Origin of the sequence: Succiniclasticum ruminis DSM 9236 (assembly GCF_900112895.1) — a bacterium.
Lineage (GTDB): Bacteria > Bacillota > Negativicutes > Acidaminococcales > Acidaminococcaceae > Succiniclasticum > Succiniclasticum ruminis.
This window is the reverse complement of the sequence record NZ_FONL01000001.1, coordinates 221234-239438: the sequence shown is the minus strand read 5'-3', so window position 1 is coordinate 239438 and position 18205 is coordinate 221234. Positions and strand designations below refer to the sequence as shown.

At 49.5% G+C, this 18205-nt stretch carries 16 protein-coding genes; all 16 read left to right on the top strand.

Annotated features, from left to right (window positions below; genetic code table 11):
• The first annotated feature begins 30 nt into the window (after positions 1-30).
• Positions 31-1158, top strand: coding sequence for a glutamate 5-kinase (gene proB / locus BM159_RS01120; protein WP_425443209.1), 1128 nt, complete (start codon positions 31-33; stop codon positions 1156-1158).
• A 17-nt stretch (positions 1159-1175) separates the two neighbouring features.
• Positions 1176-2420 carry a glutamate-5-semialdehyde dehydrogenase gene (locus BM159_RS01115; RefSeq protein ID WP_093912421.1) on the top strand — a complete coding sequence of 415 codons (1245 nt, stop codon included), beginning with the start codon at positions 1176-1178 and terminating at the stop codon, positions 2418-2420.
• Positions 2417-3226, top strand: a complete 810-nt coding sequence (locus tag BM159_RS01110; RefSeq protein ID WP_093912420.1) for a tyrosine-protein phosphatase — start codon at positions 2417-2419, stop codon at positions 3224-3226. Before BM159_RS01115 ends, BM159_RS01110 begins: the two co-directional genes overlap by 4 nt.
• Before the next feature lie 207 nt (positions 3227-3433).
• Positions 3434-4519, top strand: a complete 1086-nt coding sequence (locus tag BM159_RS01105) for an efflux RND transporter periplasmic adaptor subunit (RefSeq protein WP_093912419.1) — start codon at positions 3434-3436, stop codon at positions 4517-4519.
• Between the two features lie 22 nt (positions 4520-4541).
• Entirely contained in the window at positions 4542-5243 is a 702-nt protein-coding gene (locus tag BM159_RS01100; RefSeq protein ID WP_177205838.1) for an ABC transporter ATP-binding protein, read from the top strand.
• On the top strand, positions 5233-6447 hold the full coding sequence (locus BM159_RS01095; protein ID WP_093912417.1) for an ABC transporter permease: 1215 nt from the start codon (positions 5233-5235) through the stop codon (positions 6445-6447). Before BM159_RS01100 ends, BM159_RS01095 begins: the two co-directional genes overlap by 11 nt.
• 401 nt (positions 6448-6848) lie before the next feature.
• Positions 6849-7466 carry a nicotinate-nucleotide adenylyltransferase gene (gene nadD / locus BM159_RS01085; RefSeq protein WP_093912415.1) on the top strand — a complete coding sequence of 206 codons (618 nt, stop codon included), beginning with the start codon at positions 6849-6851 and terminating at the stop codon, positions 7464-7466.
• A 50-nt stretch (positions 7467-7516) separates the two neighbouring features.
• Positions 7517-8128, top strand: coding sequence for a bis(5'-nucleosyl)-tetraphosphatase (symmetrical) YqeK (yqeK, locus tag BM159_RS01080; RefSeq protein ID WP_093912414.1), 612 nt, complete (start codon positions 7517-7519; stop codon positions 8126-8128).
• Between the two features lie 25 nt (positions 8129-8153).
• A complete protein-coding gene (locus BM159_RS01075) occupies positions 8154-9506 on the top strand; it encodes an LCP family protein (protein WP_093912413.1) in 1353 nt (450 codons plus the stop codon).
• A 56-nt stretch (positions 9507-9562) separates the two neighbouring features.
• Positions 9563-9922 carry a ribosome silencing factor gene (gene rsfS, locus BM159_RS01070; RefSeq protein ID WP_093912584.1) on the top strand — a complete coding sequence of 120 codons (360 nt, stop codon included), beginning with the start codon at positions 9563-9565 and terminating at the stop codon, positions 9920-9922.
• Positions 9912-10787 (top strand): S1-like domain-containing RNA-binding protein, encoded by an 876-nt coding sequence (locus BM159_RS01065; protein WP_093912412.1) that lies wholly within the window; start codon positions 9912-9914, stop codon positions 10785-10787. Before rsfS ends, BM159_RS01065 begins: the two co-directional genes overlap by 11 nt.
• Before the next feature lie 45 nt (positions 10788-10832).
• Positions 10833-12098 carry a M48 family metallopeptidase gene (locus tag BM159_RS01060; RefSeq protein WP_093912411.1) on the top strand — a complete coding sequence of 422 codons (1266 nt, stop codon included), beginning with the start codon at positions 10833-10835 and terminating at the stop codon, positions 12096-12098.
• A 329-nt stretch (positions 12099-12427) separates the two neighbouring features.
• Positions 12428-13675, top strand: coding sequence for an S-layer homology domain-containing protein (locus tag BM159_RS01055; protein ID WP_093912410.1), 1248 nt, complete (start codon positions 12428-12430; stop codon positions 13673-13675).
• A gap of 469 nt (positions 13676-14144) precedes the next feature.
• A complete protein-coding gene (locus BM159_RS01050) occupies positions 14145-15407 on the top strand; it encodes an S-layer homology domain-containing protein (protein ID WP_093912409.1) in 1263 nt (420 codons plus the stop codon).
• A gap of 311 nt (positions 15408-15718) precedes the next feature.
• Positions 15719-16948 (top strand): S-layer homology domain-containing protein, encoded by a 1230-nt coding sequence (locus BM159_RS01045; protein ID WP_093912408.1) that lies wholly within the window; start codon positions 15719-15721, stop codon positions 16946-16948.
• 273 nt (positions 16949-17221) lie between these two features.
• The gene (locus BM159_RS01040; RefSeq protein WP_093912407.1) at positions 17222-17770 is read left to right on the top strand and encodes a hypothetical protein; all 549 of its coding nucleotides are present in this window, start codon (positions 17222-17224) and stop codon (positions 17768-17770) included.
• Positions 17771-18205: the final 435 nt, after the last annotated feature.

Genomic DNA, 18205 nt, shown 5'->3' with positions numbered 1-18205 from the left:
ACGTGTGCCTGAGGGGAAGTGTATGTTATGATTCGTAACCGGAAAGATCTGGCAAAAGTAAAACGCATTGTCGTGAAGGTGGGTACCAGTACCATTACCTATCCCAATTGCAGCCGCAATTTCGCCCGGATAGATCATCTGTGCCGGGAACTGGCGGATCTGCATAACAAGGGACTGGAAGTGATCCTGGTTACCAGCGGCGCTGTAGCAGTTGGCTCGGAACGGCTGGGACTGAAGGAAAAACCGAAGACCATTCCGGGCAAACAGGCGGCGGCAGCGGTTGGGCAGGGTATCCTGATGAATACCTATGAAAAACTGTTTGCAGAGTACGGACAGATCGTGGCCCAGGTGCTTCTGACCCGTACGGAGGTGTTGGACCGTCACCGCTATACCAATTCACGCAACACCTTTATGGAACTGTTAAAACAGGGGGTCATCCCCATCGTCAACGAAAATGACGTGGTGGCCCTGGATGACCTGAAAATCGGCGATAACGACAATATGTCTGCCCTGGTTGCGGGCATTGTAGATGCGGATCTGGACATATTGCTCAGTGATATAGACGGGCTGTACACAGCCAACCCAAAAACCCATCCGGATGCAAAGCTTGTGTATGAGGTTAGGGAGATTACACCGGAAGTGGAAGCAAGCGCCGGGGCGGCAGGCAGCGGTTTTGGCACCGGCGGCATGTTTACCAAGATCCAGGCGGCAAAAGCTGCAACCAGTTCCGGAATCAGCATGATTATCGCGTCGGGTACGGAACCCAATGCCATCACCCGGATCCTGCAGGGGGAACAACTGGGAACCTTGTTTATCTCCCGGGAAAACCGTCTGCAGTTCCGTAAACGCTGGCTGGCTTTCGGCTCCCGAATTGAAGGATCCCTGACGGTTGACGCAGGCTGTGCGAAAGCCATCCGCCGGCCGGGGGGCAGCAGCATCCTGCCCGCTGGAATAAAGGATGTTTCCGGTGAATTCGAGGCCGGGCATACTGTCAGTGTAAGGGATGAAGACGGTAATGAGCTGGCCCGTGGACTCACGCATTATTCTTCCCTGGAACTGGAAAAGATTAAGGGACATAAGAGCAGCGACATTGTAAGCATTTTAGGCGAGAAGACCTATGATGAAGTCATCCACCGGGATGACCTGGTGATATTGTGAGAAAAGAAGGTGCGAAGATGACGATACGGGAACAGGCGACGGAAGCCGCGGCAGCGGCAAGAAAGCTGGCTGCGGTTTCACCGGTAATCAAAAATAAAGCCCTGGAAGCTATGGCAGACGCCTTGCTGGCAGAACAGGAAGAAATTCTGGCAGCCAATACCAGGGATATGGAAGCAGGGAAAGCAAAGGGCCTGAAAGAGTCTCTGCTGGACCGGCTGCTGCTAACCCCTGCCCGGCTGGCGGACATGGCGGAAGGCCTGCGCCAGGTAGCGGCATTGAAAGATCCTGTAGGGGAAATCATCGGTGGCAGTACATTGCCGAACGGGCTGACGATTACCAAAATCCGGGTGCCCCTGGGTGTAATCGGCATCATTTACGAAGCCCGGCCTAATGTGACCGCGGACGCGATTGGTCTGTGCATGAAGAGCGGTAATGCGGTAATCCTGAAAGGCGGCAGTGAAGCCATTCATTCCAATACAAAAATCGCTGATGTCCTGCGAAAGGCTGCAGAGCAGTCCGGTATTCCTGCAGGCAGCATCCAATTCATCACCAGCACGGACCATGCGGCAGTACAGGAGCTGATCACCCTGAACGGGCTGGTGGACGTTGTGATCCCCCGGGGCAGCGGACGGCTGATCCAGGCTGTGGTAGGAAATGCCAGTGTACCGGTAATTGAAACCGGTGTAGGCGTCTGCCACACCTTTGTGGATGCCGGCGCCGACTATGCCCAGGCCGAGCCGATCCTGGTCAACGCCAAGACCCAGCGCCCGGCGGCCTGCAATGCCATGGAAACGTTACTGGTCCATAAAGACGCGGTGCAGGATTTCCTGCCCCATATGCTGGAGGTATTCAAAGAGAACGGTGTACAAATCATCGGCGATGAAACCGTCTGCGCAATGGATAAAGAGGCCCTGCCTGCTACGGAAGAAGACTGGGCTACGGAGTACGGAGATCTTCGCCTCTCTGTAAAAGTTGTGTCCGGCCTGGACGAAGCACTGGACCATATTGCCCGTTACGGAACCAAACACAGTGAAGCAATCCTGACCCGTAATTATGCTAACGCCCGCAAGTTCCAGCAGATGGTGGATGCGGCCTGTGTATATGTGAACACTACCACCCGCTATTCTGACGGCTTCCAGTTCGGATTTGGCGCGGAAATCGGCATCAGTTCCCAGAAACTCCACGCCCGGGGTCCCATGGCCCTTCCGGAATTAACAACCTATAAATATCTGATCAGCGGAGACGGACAGGTCCGCCCATGATTCCTATCATTCTGGAAAAGCAGAAAAATATCCGTGATCTGGGGGAGACTGTAACCCTGGATGGACGCACCATAAAGCGGAACAAACTGATTCGCAGCGGCCGCTTAAGCGAACTCAGCGCTGCCGACGCAACGTACCTGCTGGGAACCTGCCGGGTCCGTACGGTTGTGGATCTGCGGAGCGCCATAGAAGGTGAAGAACGCCCGGATCCCCAATGGGGAATTGCAGCTTATTCCCGCATTCCCCTGTTAAGCGACGACCAGATGGGCTTTGGGGCATTTGCAGGCACGGCACAGAAAAAGGTCAGCGTGCTGGATACCCTGATCAATATGACCAGCGGACCGTCCTATACACCCCGGCAGTATCTGCAGGATATTTACCGTAAATTTATCACAACGAAGCAGGCCCAGCATGCCGCACGCCGGTTTTTTGAATTGTTGCTGGCTCAGGAGACCGGTGCCCTGTTGTATCATTGCAACGGGGGCAAAGACCGGACCGGGATTATCACAGTGTTTTTGCTGACCGCTCTGAACGTTTCCTGGGATATCATTGCGGCAGATTACATGGAGACCAATACCGTGGTGGAGCCCTGGCTGGAACAGAAGATGGAGAATCTTCCGGAAAAGTACCGGAATGAGCAGGCAAAAGAGGTGCTGCGCATGATGTATCTGGCAGATGCAGACTGCCTGCAGACAGCCCATGACGAAATGTGCAGACTGGGAGGATCGCCTCTGGGTTATTTAAAACAGGTGACAGGAATTACCGGCGCAACCCTGGAGGAGCTGCAAAACCGTCTGCTTAAATGAGAAGATATTAATTTGTACGCGGACTTGATGAGCCGTTGTTTACTGACGAGATTGTTATAAGCTCGAATAATAGTAATAATTATGTAATTTTGTAATTCCTAACATAAAAATGTCATAATTATAAATTACAATATAGCCATAAAGAAACCGGTAAAACATAAATTATCGTAAAGATACATGATAAAGCAATACGGGAGAGTGATTACCATGTTGAAGTTTATTAAAAACAATCTGTACGCCCTTTTATTTTTGGCGGTGTTGATCGGAGCCTGTTTCGGGGGTTATAAATACTACCAGAGTCAGAAAGCGGCTAAAACAGAAACCGTAAAAACTGCTTCTGTGGAATACGGAAACCTGCAGAAGAGTGTTTCGGCTACCGGCAGCCTTACCGCGCTGGACAACGTGGATATCAGCTCCAAAATTACGGGACGTATCGTAGAGGTGCTGGTGGCGGAAAACGATCATGTGACCGCCGGACAGCTGCTGCTGCGTCTGGATGACTCGTCACTGAAAGCTACGGAAGAGCAGCGGGAAGCTACTCTGAATGAAGCAACGCTGACCCTTAACCGTTATGCAACGCTTTTGAATCAAGGCGCAATCTCGCGGCAGCAATATGATACAGCTATGATGAACTACAGGGTGGCCAAAGCAGCCCACGAGCAGGCAGTGTCGAATACCAACGATACTTATATTTATTCTCCTATCGACGGTTATGTAATCGGCAAGCCTACCCCGGTCGGTCAGACCATCAGTTCCGGTATCAGCTCGCCCCAGGTCATCATGTCCATTGCCAACCTGGACAAGATGCAGATTGAGACTTTGGTAGACGAATCGGATATCGGGCAGATTAAAGTGGGGCAGAAAGTGGAGTTTACGGTTGATTCCTATCCGGAAGAGACCTTTGAAGGCGTGGTGCGGCTGATTTCCCGCAGCGCTACCACCACGAACAATGTGGTTTATTATAAAGTGTATGTGGATGTCATCAACTCCAAAAATAAACTGTTCCCCACCATGACGGCCCGGGCCAACATTATCATCAGCGAGGCAGGCGATGTACTGATGGTTCCCCAGAACTGCATCTTCTATGACGGCGGCCGCAAGTATGTTAAGAAATACGATCCGAAGACCAAGCAGGAAACGGAAATTGATGTAGAAGTGGGCATGGCCGGCGATGACAGCGTAGCCGTCAAGAGCGACCAACTGCGTCAGGGTGACAAGCTGCTGGTGAAAACGCTGAAAGCGAAGCAGACAAACAATACCAGGAGAGGGCCGATGCCGGGCGGCGGACATTAAAGATTGGAAATGAGGGATGAACATGGCAGATGTCATTGTGCTGGAAGATATAGTGAAACAGTTTATCATGGGCGATACCATCCTGCAGGCGCTGGATCATGTGAACTTCAGCGTGGAAGAGGGGGATTTTATCGCTATCATGGGACCTTCCGGCAGCGGCAAATCCACCATGATGAATATTCTGGGCTGTCTGGACCGTCCCACTTCCGGTAGGTATTACCTGGATGGAAAAGAAGTGGCGGGGCTGAGCGACGACGAACTTGCCCGTACCCGGAATGCCAAGATTGGTTTTGTATTCCAGAACTTTAATCTGCTTTCCAAAATTACGGCACTGCAGAATGTAGCGCTGCCGCTTGTCTATGCCGGAGTGCCGGAGGAAGAGCGGCTGGAACGAGCCCGGATTGCCCTGCGTGATGTAGGATTGGAGGACCGTGTGGACCACAAACCAAACGAACTGTCCGGCGGGCAGCGGCAGCGGGTGGCTATCGCCCGGGCACTGGTCAATAATCCGGCAATCGTTATGGCGGACGAGCCTACAGGAAACTTAGATACTAAATCCAGTTATGAAATCATGGAAATTTTTAAGAAACTGAATGCCATGGGCAAGACGATCGTCATGGTTACCCATGAGCCGGATATCGGGCAGCAGACCAAACGCATCCTGGTGATGCGGGACGGTCACCTGAACAGTGACGAAAGGCTGGTACACGATTATGTTCAATGAGTCTATTAAGATGGCCATTGACGGCATGATATCCAACAAGCTGCGCACACTGCTGACGCTGCTGGGCATCATCATCGGCGTAGGCGCCGTTATCGCCATGGTCAGTCTGGGTTTTGGGGTCAAGGAACAGATTAAAGATAATATTTCCCGTCTTGGCAGCAATCTGCTCATCGTCCAGTCCGGGGGCCGTACGGCTACCGGGGCCCGCATTCAGGCCGGCAGCGGAGCACGGCTGACTGATGAGGATGCCAAAGCTATTGAAAAGAATATTGACGGGATCAAATATGTAGCGCCTATGGTCTCCCGCGGTTACCAGCTGGTGGTGGGCAATCAGAACTGGACGACCAATGTGCAGGGCTCGACCCCTAACATTATTGATATCCGTGACTATACGGTGGAGGAAGGCCGTAATATAAACGACCATGACATGGCAGGCAAGGACCGGGTCTGTGTCATCGGCAAGACTATTGTGGAGAACCTGTTTCCCGACGGGGATCCAGTAGGCAAGACCATCCGCATCAATAAAGCACCTTTTAAGGTTGTCGGTGTACTGGGTGCCAAAGGCCAGTCTTCCGGTGGTCAGGATCAGGATGACGTGGTCTTCGTTCCCCTGACCACGGCAATGAACCGTATGATGGGCATCACGTACGTGAATAACATTACCATACAGGCAATGAATGAAAACGTCATTGACAGCGTGCAGGCGGAAGTGGAAAACCTGCTGCGCATCCGTCACCGGATCAAAAACTCGGATGACGATGACTTCTCCGTGCGTAACCTGGCGGCGCTGATGGACACCATGATGAGCACGGCCAACACCATTACCATGTTGCTGGGCTGCATAGCAGCCATCAGCCTGCTGGTAGGCGGCATCGGCATCATGAACATTATGCTGGTATCCGTAACGGAACGCACCCGGGAAATCGGAATCCGGAAAGCGCTGGGAGCAACGTACAATAATATCCTGCTCCAGTTCCTGATTGAATCAGCTGTTATCGGTATCATCGGCGGTTTCTTAGGTGTGGTGCTGGGTATCGGCGCCTCCTATGCCATCAGTACCTTTGCAGAGTGGAAGACCGTTATCTCGGTTCCGATCATTATCATTTCCGTAGTGTTCTCTGTAGGTATCGGCGTATTCTTTGGCATTTATCCGGCGCGAAAAGCCGCATTGCTGGATCCCATCGAAGCATTGCGGTATGAATAAAAAGGAATGCAATATGCAGGATGAGCGGAGCACAGTGCTAAGAATCAAGAATTTTTTACAGGCCTTCTCGGAATTTCTGAGAAGGCCTAAAACCATTTTTGATATAAAAGACCGGTTCAGGCTGCTTTTACTGCTGATTGCTGTCATTGTTGTTTTGGAAGGTGTAATATATTACATAAAGAACTGGTGATGGATAATCCGCCGGCCCCGCTCCCGCTGTATCTCTTGCCTGAATTATGGTATTTTAAAATGTGAAATAAGAGGGGATTTCTTCTTGCTTTTATTTACAAAAGCAGGGATAGATTGCTATAATATAATGTAATACTTTTGGAAACATGATTTGCGTTTTTTCTATCATCGAAACGCAGGTAAAAATGTTTCTTTGTGCGGGAGGAAAGGTCATGGAACGGCTGGCGATCATGGGAGGAACCTTTGACCCAATCCATGTGGGGCATCTGCGTATGGCTTATGCGGTGCAGCGGCAGCTGGACTTTGACAGGGTAGTTTTTTTACCTGCCTATATCCCACCCCATAAGCAGACCCGGTCAGACTTTGCGTCCTGGCAGGACCGTCTGGCTATGGTGAAACTAGCTGTAAAAAAATATGAAAATTTTGTGGTGAGCAGTCTGGAGTTTGACCGCGGTGGCATATCCTACACCTACGATACCGTAAACTTCATGCAGGAACTGTGGCCTGATGCGGAGATTTACCTGATTATAGGCGAAGACTCCCTGACACAGCTGTACACCTGGTACCGGGTTCCGGATCTGTTGCGGCTGGTACATTTTGTAGCGGCGGAGCGCCCGGGTTATGAAGGGAAAATTGGTGTAGCAAGGCTGACCAAAGCTTACGGCGCCTGGGTGACTGAAAAAATCATCCACGCAGAGGTGCCGGACACAGCTATTTCTTCAACTGAAATACGGAAACGGCTGCGGGAAGGAAAACCTATCCGGGGCATGACGCCTCTGGCGGTGGAGCAGTATATTTATGAACGGGGCCTGTACCGGGCTGCGCCGTGAAGATAGTTGACTAACTGTTTGTTATGGAAAAGGGAGAGAAGAACTCAACAATGACCATAGAAGAAATGCGTATCCGTTTGCAGCAGAGCCTGAAACCGAAACGCTATGAACATTCCGTGCGCGTTTACGAGACGGCGCTGAAAATGGCGGAGCATTACCATGCAGATATACAGAAAGTAGCTGTGGCGGCACTGATCCATGACTGCGGGCGTCAGATTTCCAAAGAATACAGCGTTGCCAAAGCAAAGGAACTGGGAATCCCTGTCGATCCGGTAGAAGAGGCACAACCTATCCTGTTGCATGCCAAGCTGGGCGTGTATTATGCTATCTATAAATATGGCGTAAGTCCTGATGACAGGGAAGTGCTGGATGCCATCCGGTATCATTCCACAGGCACAGCTGATATGACGCAAACCGCAAAGATTGTTTTCCTGGCGGACCTGATTGAACCGGGGCGGGATTTTGAAGGCGTGGAAGAGATCCGGGAAGCCTCTTTTAAGAATCTGGACAGAGGCATGCTTCTGTCTTATGAAAACACCATCCGGTATCTGCTGGAAGACGGTCTGCTGATCCATCCGGACGCCATTGCGGGATACAACCAGCTGGCGGCGGAAACCAAAACAGCGCAGTCCATAAAAGAAAAGCCCAAAAAGAAGAACTGAAATCAGAATAAAAAAGAGGATATAAATGGATTCAGAAAAAAGAAACGGAAACCCTGCGGAACATAACGGCAATGACAACAGGCACTATCACCGGCCTAAACGGCGGAGACTTCGCTGGGGACGGCTGTTTTTGCTGCTGGTTGTGCTGGCTGTGCTGCTGACCTCTGTTTTCTGGGGTTCGGTATGGGTGTACACCAATATCATCCATGCTCCGGAAAAGAAGGTCGTTGCGGCAGATCCTGCCATTGAGAAAGACGAAAAACTGAACCAGCGCATCAATGTGCTGCTGCTTGGGATTGACGACGGCGACAGTGAAGCGGACGACAGCGAACCAAAGCGTACCGACGCCATGATCGTAGCCAGTTTCGATCCGGAATTCCATAAAATTTCACTGATTTCCCTGCCCCGGGATACCATGGTCATCCTGCCGGGGCATACCGGGTATGAAAAACTGAACTCTGCCTATACGTATGGCGGGGTCGCCATGGCCAAACAGACGATTGCCAATTTGTTGCGCATCCCCATCCACTATTACGCCCTGGCGAACTGGAAGGGATTTATTGAAATCATCAACCTGATCGGCGGCGTGGACTTGTATGTTGACAGGGACATGCATTACGAAGATCCCTGGGCTAACCTGAAAATCGATATCAAGCACGGGTACCAGCATCTGGACGGGGAAAAGAGCGGCCAGTATGTACGGTTCCGGTCTGACGAGCTGGGTGACATCGGCCGGGTACAGCGCCAGCAGAAATTCCTGAAAGCACTGGGACTGCAGATGTTCTCCGTGGAGAATATAACCAAGATACCGAAACTTCTGGCCACAGCGAAAGAATATGTGGAAACGGACATGGACACGGTGACCATGCTGAAGGCCGCCCGCAGCTTTAATATTATGTCCGACAACAATATCAAGTCTGGTATGTTGTATGGAAACTTCTATGATTCACCTTCCAGCGGCATCAGCTACTGGAGATCCAACCGGGCGGAAATCGAAAAATCGCTGACAGAGGTAGACATTCCCTTTATGGCGCTGAAAGAGGATTCGGGGGCCAGTGATCCGGTGACAGGCGTAGATGACCTGGGCGAAGGCAGCAACAGCGATTCGCAGCGGAGTGCTGCGGCGGCTGCCGCCAGAAGGTCCTCTTCAGAAACCGGCAAGAAAGCCGCGGAAGTCCGCCGGTCCGAATCGGAAAAGAAAGCAACGTCGCAACAGAAAGCCGGCGGCTCAAGCGTTTCCTCATCAGGAACAGGCGGTTCATCTAAATCTTCCTCTTCGGTATCCAATGCGCCGAAGCCGGCACCAAAAAAGAGCGCGCCCCCTGTGATACGCAAACCGGTAATCAGCAATAAGCCCCAGGCGGCGCCAAAGAACTGAGAACATGTTGAAACAAAAACTAAAATGAAACGTAAGCGGAGGTAGACTGTATGACCATGCAGCCGAGAGAATTGGCAGAGAAAATTGCAAAGATTGCGGACGATAAAAAAGGAAAAGATATACTGCTTCTGAACATGGAAGGAATATCCTACATGACAGATTATTTTGTCATTGCCAGTGCGTCCAATACTACCCTGGTACGGGCCATTGCCGATGCCATTGAAGACAAACTGGCGGAACAGCAGGTGTTCTGCAACCATAAGGAAGGGTATAACGATGGCCGCTGGGTGCTGATGGATTTTGGTGATGCAGTGGTCCATGTGTTCCTGGAAGAGGAACGGAACTTCTATAATCTGGAACAGCTGTGGGCTGACGCGCCCAGCGAAGAATTCAAGGGGACCGATGATGGAGAATAACCTGCGTTATAAAGCCGGCGATGTAGTGACCATGAAAGTTTCCCGGGTCTCCGAAATGGGAGCCTTTCTGGACGCAGGCACCGGCAATACGTCGGACGATATCCTGCTGCATAAGCTGCAGCAGCTGACCCCGGTAAAAGCCGGGGATGAAGTGCGGGTGTACCTGTATCTGGATCCCCACAGGCGCCTTACCGCCAGCATGAAGCTGCCCAAGATGAAAGAGGGGCAGTTAGGCTACGCCAAAGTCATCAACGTAACAAAAGACGGGGGATTCGTGGATATCGGCGGGGAACGGGGCGTTTTTCTCCCTTATACGGAAATGCTGGGAAGAGTAAACCCCAACCAGAAGATATGGATCAAACTGTACCGGGACAAAAGCGGTCGCCCTGCGGTGACCATGAGGGTGGACAAGGATCTGGCCCGGGCGGCGAAACCCATTGGCGGGGACGCCAAAGTGGGAGACCTTGTTACAGGGACTATTTATAATATTACCAAAGACGGTTTCTTCCTTTTCACCAACGACCGGCACATCGCGTTTCTGCACCGGAGCGAAACAGATCCGAAACGGTATCTTGCCTATGGGGAACAAATCACGGCCCGCATTACGTTCATCCGGGAAGACGGGCACGTAGATGTATCACTGCGCAAGCAGAAAGAAAACGCCATGGTGGACGATGCGCAGGTAATCCTGGAAACGCTGCAGTCCCGGAACGGGCGCATGCCGTACTGTGACGATACCCCGGCAGAGATCATTAAAACGAAATTTGGTATTTCCAAAGCAGCCTTTAAGCGTGCCCTGGGCCGTCTGATGAAAGAAGACAAGGTGTACCAGGAGGACGGCTGGACGATTTTAAAAAAGTCTTAACCGTCACAGGTTCTATTTGCTCATAAACTGTTGGAGGTGGCATCAATGAAAAAATCGACAGTTTTTCGTACTACTGTATCCGCTGCGCTTTGTCTGACCCTTGCCTCAGGAGCCGTAATGCCAAAACAGGCCCTGGCCTGGGACTGGCTTTCTGCCGGGCTGGCGTTGTTCCAGGTAGGGGCAGAGTATGCGTACCTTAACAAGCAGGTCAGCTATCTGGATAACAATGGCAGGGACAAATACATGGGGCAGATCAAGGATAAGTACGGTGTAAATACCGATCCTGCGGCCAACGCCATGCTGGCCCGTATCATGACCCGGCTGTCCGACGCGGTGGCGCTTACCGATGAGTCAATCGTTAAAAAGCCGTACAATTATTTTGTCAATAATGACAAATCCTTCAATGCGTTCTGTACTCTGGGCCATAACATGAGCGTCAACATCGGCGCTTTTACAAAGTTGAATTATAATGAAGACGAGCTGGCTTTTGTCATTGCCCATGAAATGGGGCATGGACAGAAAAACCATCCCGCTGCCGGTGTGAAGCGGGCTTTGCCGGTATCTATTGTAGCGGCCCTGTATGCCAGCCAGAACCGGAACACGGCTTCTTCTGTCGGCGCGGCCCTGGTAAGTACTGTCGGCACTGCCAAATGGGTGACAAAACCGATGGAAAGTCAGGCGGACAAACTGGCATTTGATTATGCCGTGGCAGCCGGGTACAATGTGGGCGCCGGAGCGGCCCTGTGGCAGCATATCCTGGAACAGAACGGCAGTAAATCCAGCGGTTTCGCGGAACTGTTCAACGACCATCCCACCAGTCTGGCGCGTCGCACTAATTATAATAAGAAGATTACAGAGTGGAGCGGCAAACAGGTAAAAGTTAATGAAGAAAACGGGTTGATTTCCGTAATGGGGCAGCCTTTTTATACTCCGGAAAAAACCAGTACCATGAGCCCCCAGGAACAGGCCTTCCTGATTGCCGGGAATTTGTCTTCCGTGTTCCACGAAGGCAGGCAGTACGAACCGGTCTGGACCAACAGTGAAAACACCCTGCTGGTAGGCGAACGGCCTGTTATGAGTTTTGACGGGGTTGTGGGCGCGGACGAGGTTGAAAAAAGGCTGCGGGAGATTTTAAGCAGCAGTAAAAACGCTGTAAAGCTTTCAGCCGGAATGCAGATGGAAAATAAGAAAGATAAGACGGAACCAAACAGGAGCATAAAAGCGGAAGCCAGGACGAATACGGATGATAAAGCAGCCCGTCCCATGACCATGCGGGAAAAAGTGGAAGCATATAAAGCGGGAACATTTTGAACAACAGAACGGTCAGCAGGAGAGCCGGAAGGCTCTCCTGCTTTTTTTGCGGGCTGTTTTGTGCAGCGCAAAGTCATACCGGGACAAAGAGTGCTTTTTATTAAAAGCAAAAGATAGGTGATTAAATAAAAATACTTATTGCAATTAATTACTGTTTGTGCTAGAATTACTCTGATAAAATATTATTTTGATATAATTTGCCGGAACCTTTGCGTGTTGTGGTGGAACTGGAGAGGAAACCAGGCAACTCGCCCAAAGAAGCAACAGCCTGCAGAGCCTTCTGACAATTTATATAATAATTTTTAATTGTCTTAAAGGAGGCAAACAACATGAAAAAATCTTTAGTACTGGCAATGGCTATGGCATTAGGCGTAACCGCTTCTGCTTATGCTGCCAACCCGTTCTCCGATGTACCGGCCGGCCACTGGGCCTATGACAGCATCTCCAAACTGGCGGCTGCCGGCGTAATCGAAGGTTATGGCGATGACACCTTCCGCGGTGACCGTCTGATGACCCGTTATGAAATGGCCCAGATCGTTGCGAAAGCAATGGCAAAAGGCGCCAACGTAGACAAACTGGCTGCTGAATTTGCTGACGAACTGGATTCCCTGGGCGTACGCGTAGCAGCTTTGGAAAAGAAAGCTGATAATGTTAAGATTACCGGTGAAGTTCGTTTCCATTACGGTTATAAAAAGCCTAATAATGACGACAAATCCAGTGAAACCGGCCTGCGTACCCGTCTGTATTTTACCGGTAAGGTAAATGACAACTGGAATTATGTAGGACGTATCCAGAACCAGCAGTGGTTCCATGATTCTGGCGATGACACTGTGTCTAATACAGGCGATGAAAAAACCGAGTTCAACATTGCCAAACTGGAAGGCCGTCTGGGCGGGTTAAATGTAATTGCCGGCCGCGACGATGATGTGTTTGCTGACGGCGCTATCTATGATGGCGAGCATGACGCAATCAAACTGTCTTATGGCAATAAATGGTATGTAAGCGGTGCCTACGGTAAACTGACTGACTTAAATGAAGATGCTCCTACCAATTCGGTTTCAAAGAGTTTCTGGAATGCGGAAATCGGCAGCAACATTGAAGACAGCTTTGTAAATGCCAAAGCCGGCTATTTAAAAGCCAAATTGGGAGACGACGGAGAGGCTGACTATGACGGCAAAGACAATGTTGGCATCTGGTATGTAGGCGCTAATTTCAATCTGGCAAAAGACCTGGCATTCGATGCTATGTACCTGCGTTCCGACCGCGATAAATACAGAGGCTCGGAAACCAAGAAAGACGGTTATGTGTTCGGCTTAGGCTATAAAGGAGCAGAGGCTTCCGAACCCGGCAGCTGGGGCTTGAACGCTAATTACTACCATCAGGGCAGAGGCACCTACCTGATTCACACCATTGATGGCGAAACCGACTTTGACAGCGGCTTCAAAGGCTGGTCTGTCGGCGCTGAAGTAACGGTGGCAAAGAATATGATTGCCAGCGTAACTTACTATGATACAGAGGCGCTGAAAGCTGAAGATGATGCCAAAGTTATCTGGTCTGAATTCAACATTACGTTCTAAGCTGCTGTTGAAGGCATAAATAACTGCACAGGCAATCACCGGTACAGTTCAATAAACCGTAACCCGGTAAAATAATCCCTAAACAAAGGCGGAGCCGCTCAGGCGGCTCCGTTTTTTGTTAAATGCACGACTGGCGTGGGCGCAAACAGAATGTCCAAAATGTGAAAAAGGAAAACTGAAGAGATAAATCGGGATTTGACTTGACTGAACAAAACAACCCGTTATTGAGAATGGCTAAAAAATTTTTATAAAAAACTTGACAAAATTTCAACAAAGTGGTACATTCTATTTGGATTATGAGGATTTCATAGTCTGTCTGTTATCGGTTACAGACGTGGTTCCGGAAAGATATCCTGCATGTGATGCAGAGGAAACAAGGTCACTCGCGCAGGAAGCGTGCGGAGAATCCGACTGGAAAAACGTTTTGTAATAAATACAAATTTGTTTTTCTAAGAAGGAGGAAAACACTATGAAAAAATCTTTAGTACTGGCAATGGCTATGGCACTGGGCGTAACCGCTTCTGCTTATGCTGCCAACCCGTTCAGCGACGTTCCGGCTGGCCACTGGGCTTATGACAGCATCTCCAAACTGGCAGCTGCCGGCGTAATCGAAGGCTATGGCGACGACACCTTCCGCGGCGACCGCCTGATGACCCGTTATGAAATGGCCCAGATCGTTGCGAAAGCAATGGCAAAAGGCGCCAACGTAGACAAACTGGCTGCTGAATTTGCTGATGAACTGGATGCCCTGGGCGTTCGCGTAGCAGCTCTGGAAAAGAAAGCTGACAACGTAAAGATCACCGGCCAGGTTCGTTATCGTTACTATGCCACCAACAAGAGAGATGCCGGCGATAAGAAACGCAAACATGACCTGCGTTCCCGTCTGTGGTTTGCCGGCCAGGTAAACGACAGCTGGAAATACACTGCTATGGTACAGAACGTACAGGATTTCACCAATGGAATTGGTGATGAAAACACCAGCTTCCAGCGCGCCTGGGTTGATGGCCGTATCGGCGGCATGAAAGTTACTGCCGGCCGTTTCCAGAACAAATTAGGCGACGGTGTTGTATATGATGCCCGTATGGACGGCGTGAAACTCGGTTACGGTGCTGGCAAAGCTAATATTTATGCTTACTATGGCAAACCGTCTTCTTCCACAAACGATGCAGCCTGGACCACTCCGTATGATGAAATGTACGGCGTAGGCTTAGCGACCAAGTTTGGCAAAGTTGGCCTGGATGTGGGTTATGATGTATTTAAGGATGCAACTGAGGGTCATGGCTGGGATGCCATTGTTCCGGTAGTTGACGACAACAAGATTTTCAACGTAGGTCTGAAAGCCGGTCTGGGTAAAGACTTTAACTTAGGGTTCCGTTATCTGCACACCAGTGAAAAGGTTCAGGACGGCGACTCCAAGAACGGTTATGTAGTTGACCTGGGCTTTGCAGGCGCTAAAGCCAACAAACCGGGCAGCTGGGGCCTCGCAGCAAGATACATGGATGTAGGCGGCATGATTCCGATGTCCTACACCGATGATTGCTCCCCGATGACTGTTGGCGCTGACTACGTATACAAGACTCTTGCCCGCGAAGGCTGGAAGGGCTATGAAGTAAAAGCATCCTATGCTTTTGCCAAGAACATTGTCGGCACCGTTGCTTACTATGATTGGAAGGGCAAAGTTTCGAAAGACAAGAACAGAACATTAGGCGCTCACTTGATGTTCACCTTCTAATTTGACGCTTGTCGAATCAGAATTTAATATTTCAAAAAAGAAAGGCGGAGTCGCTTCGGCGGCTCCGTTTTTTGTATGTCGTTTTTTCTTGACAAAAAAAATAAATCGTGATATTATTGCTAATAAAATTAATTACTAATAACTTTCATATATGTATTAATTTTCCTTATGATTGCAGACGTGATTCTGTAAAGGATTAATTGCGGGATGCAGAGGAAACAAGGTCACTCGCGCAGGAAACGCAAGGCTTCCGGAACAGAAAAACGTTTTGTAATAAATACAATATGTTTTTCTAAAAGGAGGAAAACGCAATGAAAAAATCTTTAGTACTGGCAATGGCTATGGCACTGGGCGTAACCGCTTCTGCTTATGCTGCCAACCCGTTCAGCGACGTTCCGGCTGGCCACTGGGCTTATGACAGCATCTCCAAACTGGCAGCTGCCGGCGTAATCGAAGGCTATGGTGACGACACTTTCCGTGGCGACCGCCTGATGACCCGTTATGAAATGGCCCAGATCGTTGCGAAAGCAATGGCAAAAGGCGCCAACGTAGACAAACTGGCTGCTGAATTTGCTGATGAACTGGATGCCCTGGGCGTTCGCGTGGCAGCTCTGGAAAAGAAAGCTGATAACGTAAAGATTACCGGCCAGGTCCGCTGGAGTTATCAAAGCAATAAAAACGGGGATGACAAAGCCTCCCGCAACCGTTTGCGTACCCGTCTGATTTTCAATGGCAAGGTTAATGACAACTGGAATTATGTAGCCCGTCTGGAAAATAACCAGTTCTTCCATCGGACTGGCAAACCGGCGATGTCTAACACCGGAGAAGAAGAAACATTAATGACGTATGCATATGTCAATGGCCGGCTGGGTGGTATGAACGTACGGGCTGGCCGCACCTGGGCATATTTAGGCGACGGTAACATCTATGATGATAAGTTCGACGGCATCTTCTTAGACTACGGCAAAAAATTCAGAATTGGCGCTTATTATGGTAAACCGACCGAAGCACAGACATGGGGCTGGAATCCCGAAATGGATGAAGCCTATGGTGCCAATCTTGGCGTAAACCTCGGTAAAAAGGTTAAGCTTGACGCAGGCTATGACCGGTTTAAGGCAGCAACTGGCGACGATCTGGACATCTTTAACGTCAACCTGTATGGCAGACTGGCAGATAAATTCGGTCTGGGCGTAGTTTATCTGCATACCGACAGCGATAATAAAGGATATATTGCGGATGGCGCCAAAAAGGACGGTTTTGTTGTAACAGCTGATATTGCCGGTGCGAAATTCAACAAACCTGGTTCTATTGGGTTACAGGCAAAATACTATTATGCACCCGCAGGCTCTGCTGTGGCGCATACTATGAATGGTGGCGGCATGGATGCCATGTTTACTCAGGGCTATAAGGGATACAGCCTGAATGCGTCGTACACCTTAGCAAAGAACATGATGTACAGCATTCAGTGGTATGACCTGAAGGGCCGCCAGAATGACGACAAGCATCAGACTCTGTGGAATGAAATCCAGCTGCGCTTCTGATTTGCTGATGGTTTCAGATAAGTGAGCTTTCAAACGGTATATACGATTACGGATCTGTGTAATATCGGTTTGGGCTTGAACAGTTTGTGAATATAATAATACGTTTTAAAGACAGGCGGGGCTGTGTAAGCAGTCCCGCTTTTTCATGAGGCAATATCTGGTTTCAAATTCTGCAAAAGTTCACAATTGACACTGGCACAATTAGATAAAGTGTGATATCATAATCAGTAGTTATTCAGATGGTCTACAGTCTTATTTTCAGGAGGAAAAGGAATGAAGAAATTATTTGCTATTATATTTGTCACACTGGCTGTCTTTTTTATGAACGTCGCCTATACAGGAACAGCGGAAGCCTCGCGTGTCGCGGTTGTGCCCATTCAGGTTAACGATGAACTGGTGGAACGGGCCGGTGATTTTAACGGCTATTATTGGGATATTATGGTTGATAAGTTCAAGTATCCCGAGTATGAACTGCTGGACGATGAGAAAGTAGCTGCCGTAATTCCGGAAGAAGGCTTAAAATCGTATGACCAGGCAACCTTGAAAGATCTTTGCGAAAAAACCGATTCGGAAATTGTTGTGGCCATGCGGCTGGACGAGATAAAGGAAAAACCCATTAACTTCCGCCGTGAACCCAGCCTGGAGATCTTTATGAAAGGCGAATATGCTTCTTATAACAGGCTGACAGGCAAATACTATCATAAGAAACTGTATTACAGGGATGAAATTGAAGAAGTTTTAACCTTGAAAAATGACTGGCAGCAAATGGTGTTTGCTTCCGAACTGAAACGGTATATTAACCGTACACTTAAGTTAAAATAAAAAATGACAGGCTTTAGCAGAATTGTAAGCAGTGATATTTTATAACCGGGGCATAAAAAGCCCCGGTTATTTGTTATGAAAATGTTGCTAGTTCATGTAAAGTTTTTTGAATTGATACTTTACAAAATCTAAGTTGATTTGTTATAATAAACAAAGTAATTTACATTTTGATGTCCGAAGTGTATTAACAATGGATTATATGGTGCGAACAGGAGAAGTGATTTATCTGCAAAGCAGAGGAAACACGGTCACTCGAGCGGGCGCGGATAAATTCTTTTCCTCCGGAAGCACCTTATAATAAATTAAAGGTTTTTCTGAGAAGGAGGAAAACAAAATGAAGAAATCTTTAGTACTGGCAATGGCTATGGCACTGGGCGTAACCGCTTCTGCTTATGCTGCCAACCCGTTCAGCGACGTTCCGGCTGGCCACTGGGC

Coding starts and splice junctions, on each gene's coding strand:
- BM159_RS01115 (WP_093912421.1), top strand. CDS start 1,176: ATGACGATACGGGAACAGGCGACGGAAGCCGCGGCAGCGGCAAGAAAG.
- BM159_RS01110 (WP_093912420.1), top strand. CDS start 2,417: ATGATTCCTATCATTCTGGAAAAGCAGAAAAATATCCGTGATCTGGGG.
- BM159_RS01105 (WP_093912419.1), top strand. CDS start 3,434: ATGTTGAAGTTTATTAAAAACAATCTGTACGCCCTTTTATTTTTGGCG.
- BM159_RS01100 (WP_177205838.1), top strand. CDS start 4,542: ATGGCAGATGTCATTGTGCTGGAAGATATAGTGAAACAGTTTATCATG.
- BM159_RS01095 (WP_093912417.1), top strand. CDS start 5,233: ATGTTCAATGAGTCTATTAAGATGGCCATTGACGGCATGATATCCAAC.
- nadD (WP_093912415.1), top strand. CDS start 6,849: ATGGAACGGCTGGCGATCATGGGAGGAACCTTTGACCCAATCCATGTG.
- yqeK (WP_093912414.1), top strand. CDS start 7,517: ATGACCATAGAAGAAATGCGTATCCGTTTGCAGCAGAGCCTGAAACCG.
- BM159_RS01075 (WP_093912413.1), top strand. CDS start 8,154: ATGGATTCAGAAAAAAGAAACGGAAACCCTGCGGAACATAACGGCAAT.
- rsfS (WP_093912584.1), top strand. CDS start 9,563: ATGCAGCCGAGAGAATTGGCAGAGAAAATTGCAAAGATTGCGGACGAT.
- BM159_RS01065 (WP_093912412.1), top strand. CDS start 9,912: ATGGAGAATAACCTGCGTTATAAAGCCGGCGATGTAGTGACCATGAAA.
- BM159_RS01060 (WP_093912411.1), top strand. CDS start 10,833: ATGAAAAAATCGACAGTTTTTCGTACTACTGTATCCGCTGCGCTTTGT.
- BM159_RS01055 (WP_093912410.1), top strand. CDS start 12,428: ATGAAAAAATCTTTAGTACTGGCAATGGCTATGGCATTAGGCGTAACC.
- BM159_RS01050 (WP_093912409.1), top strand. CDS start 14,145: ATGAAAAAATCTTTAGTACTGGCAATGGCTATGGCACTGGGCGTAACC.
- BM159_RS01045 (WP_093912408.1), top strand. CDS start 15,719: ATGAAAAAATCTTTAGTACTGGCAATGGCTATGGCACTGGGCGTAACC.
- BM159_RS01040 (WP_093912407.1), top strand. CDS start 17,222: ATGAAGAAATTATTTGCTATTATATTTGTCACACTGGCTGTCTTTTTT.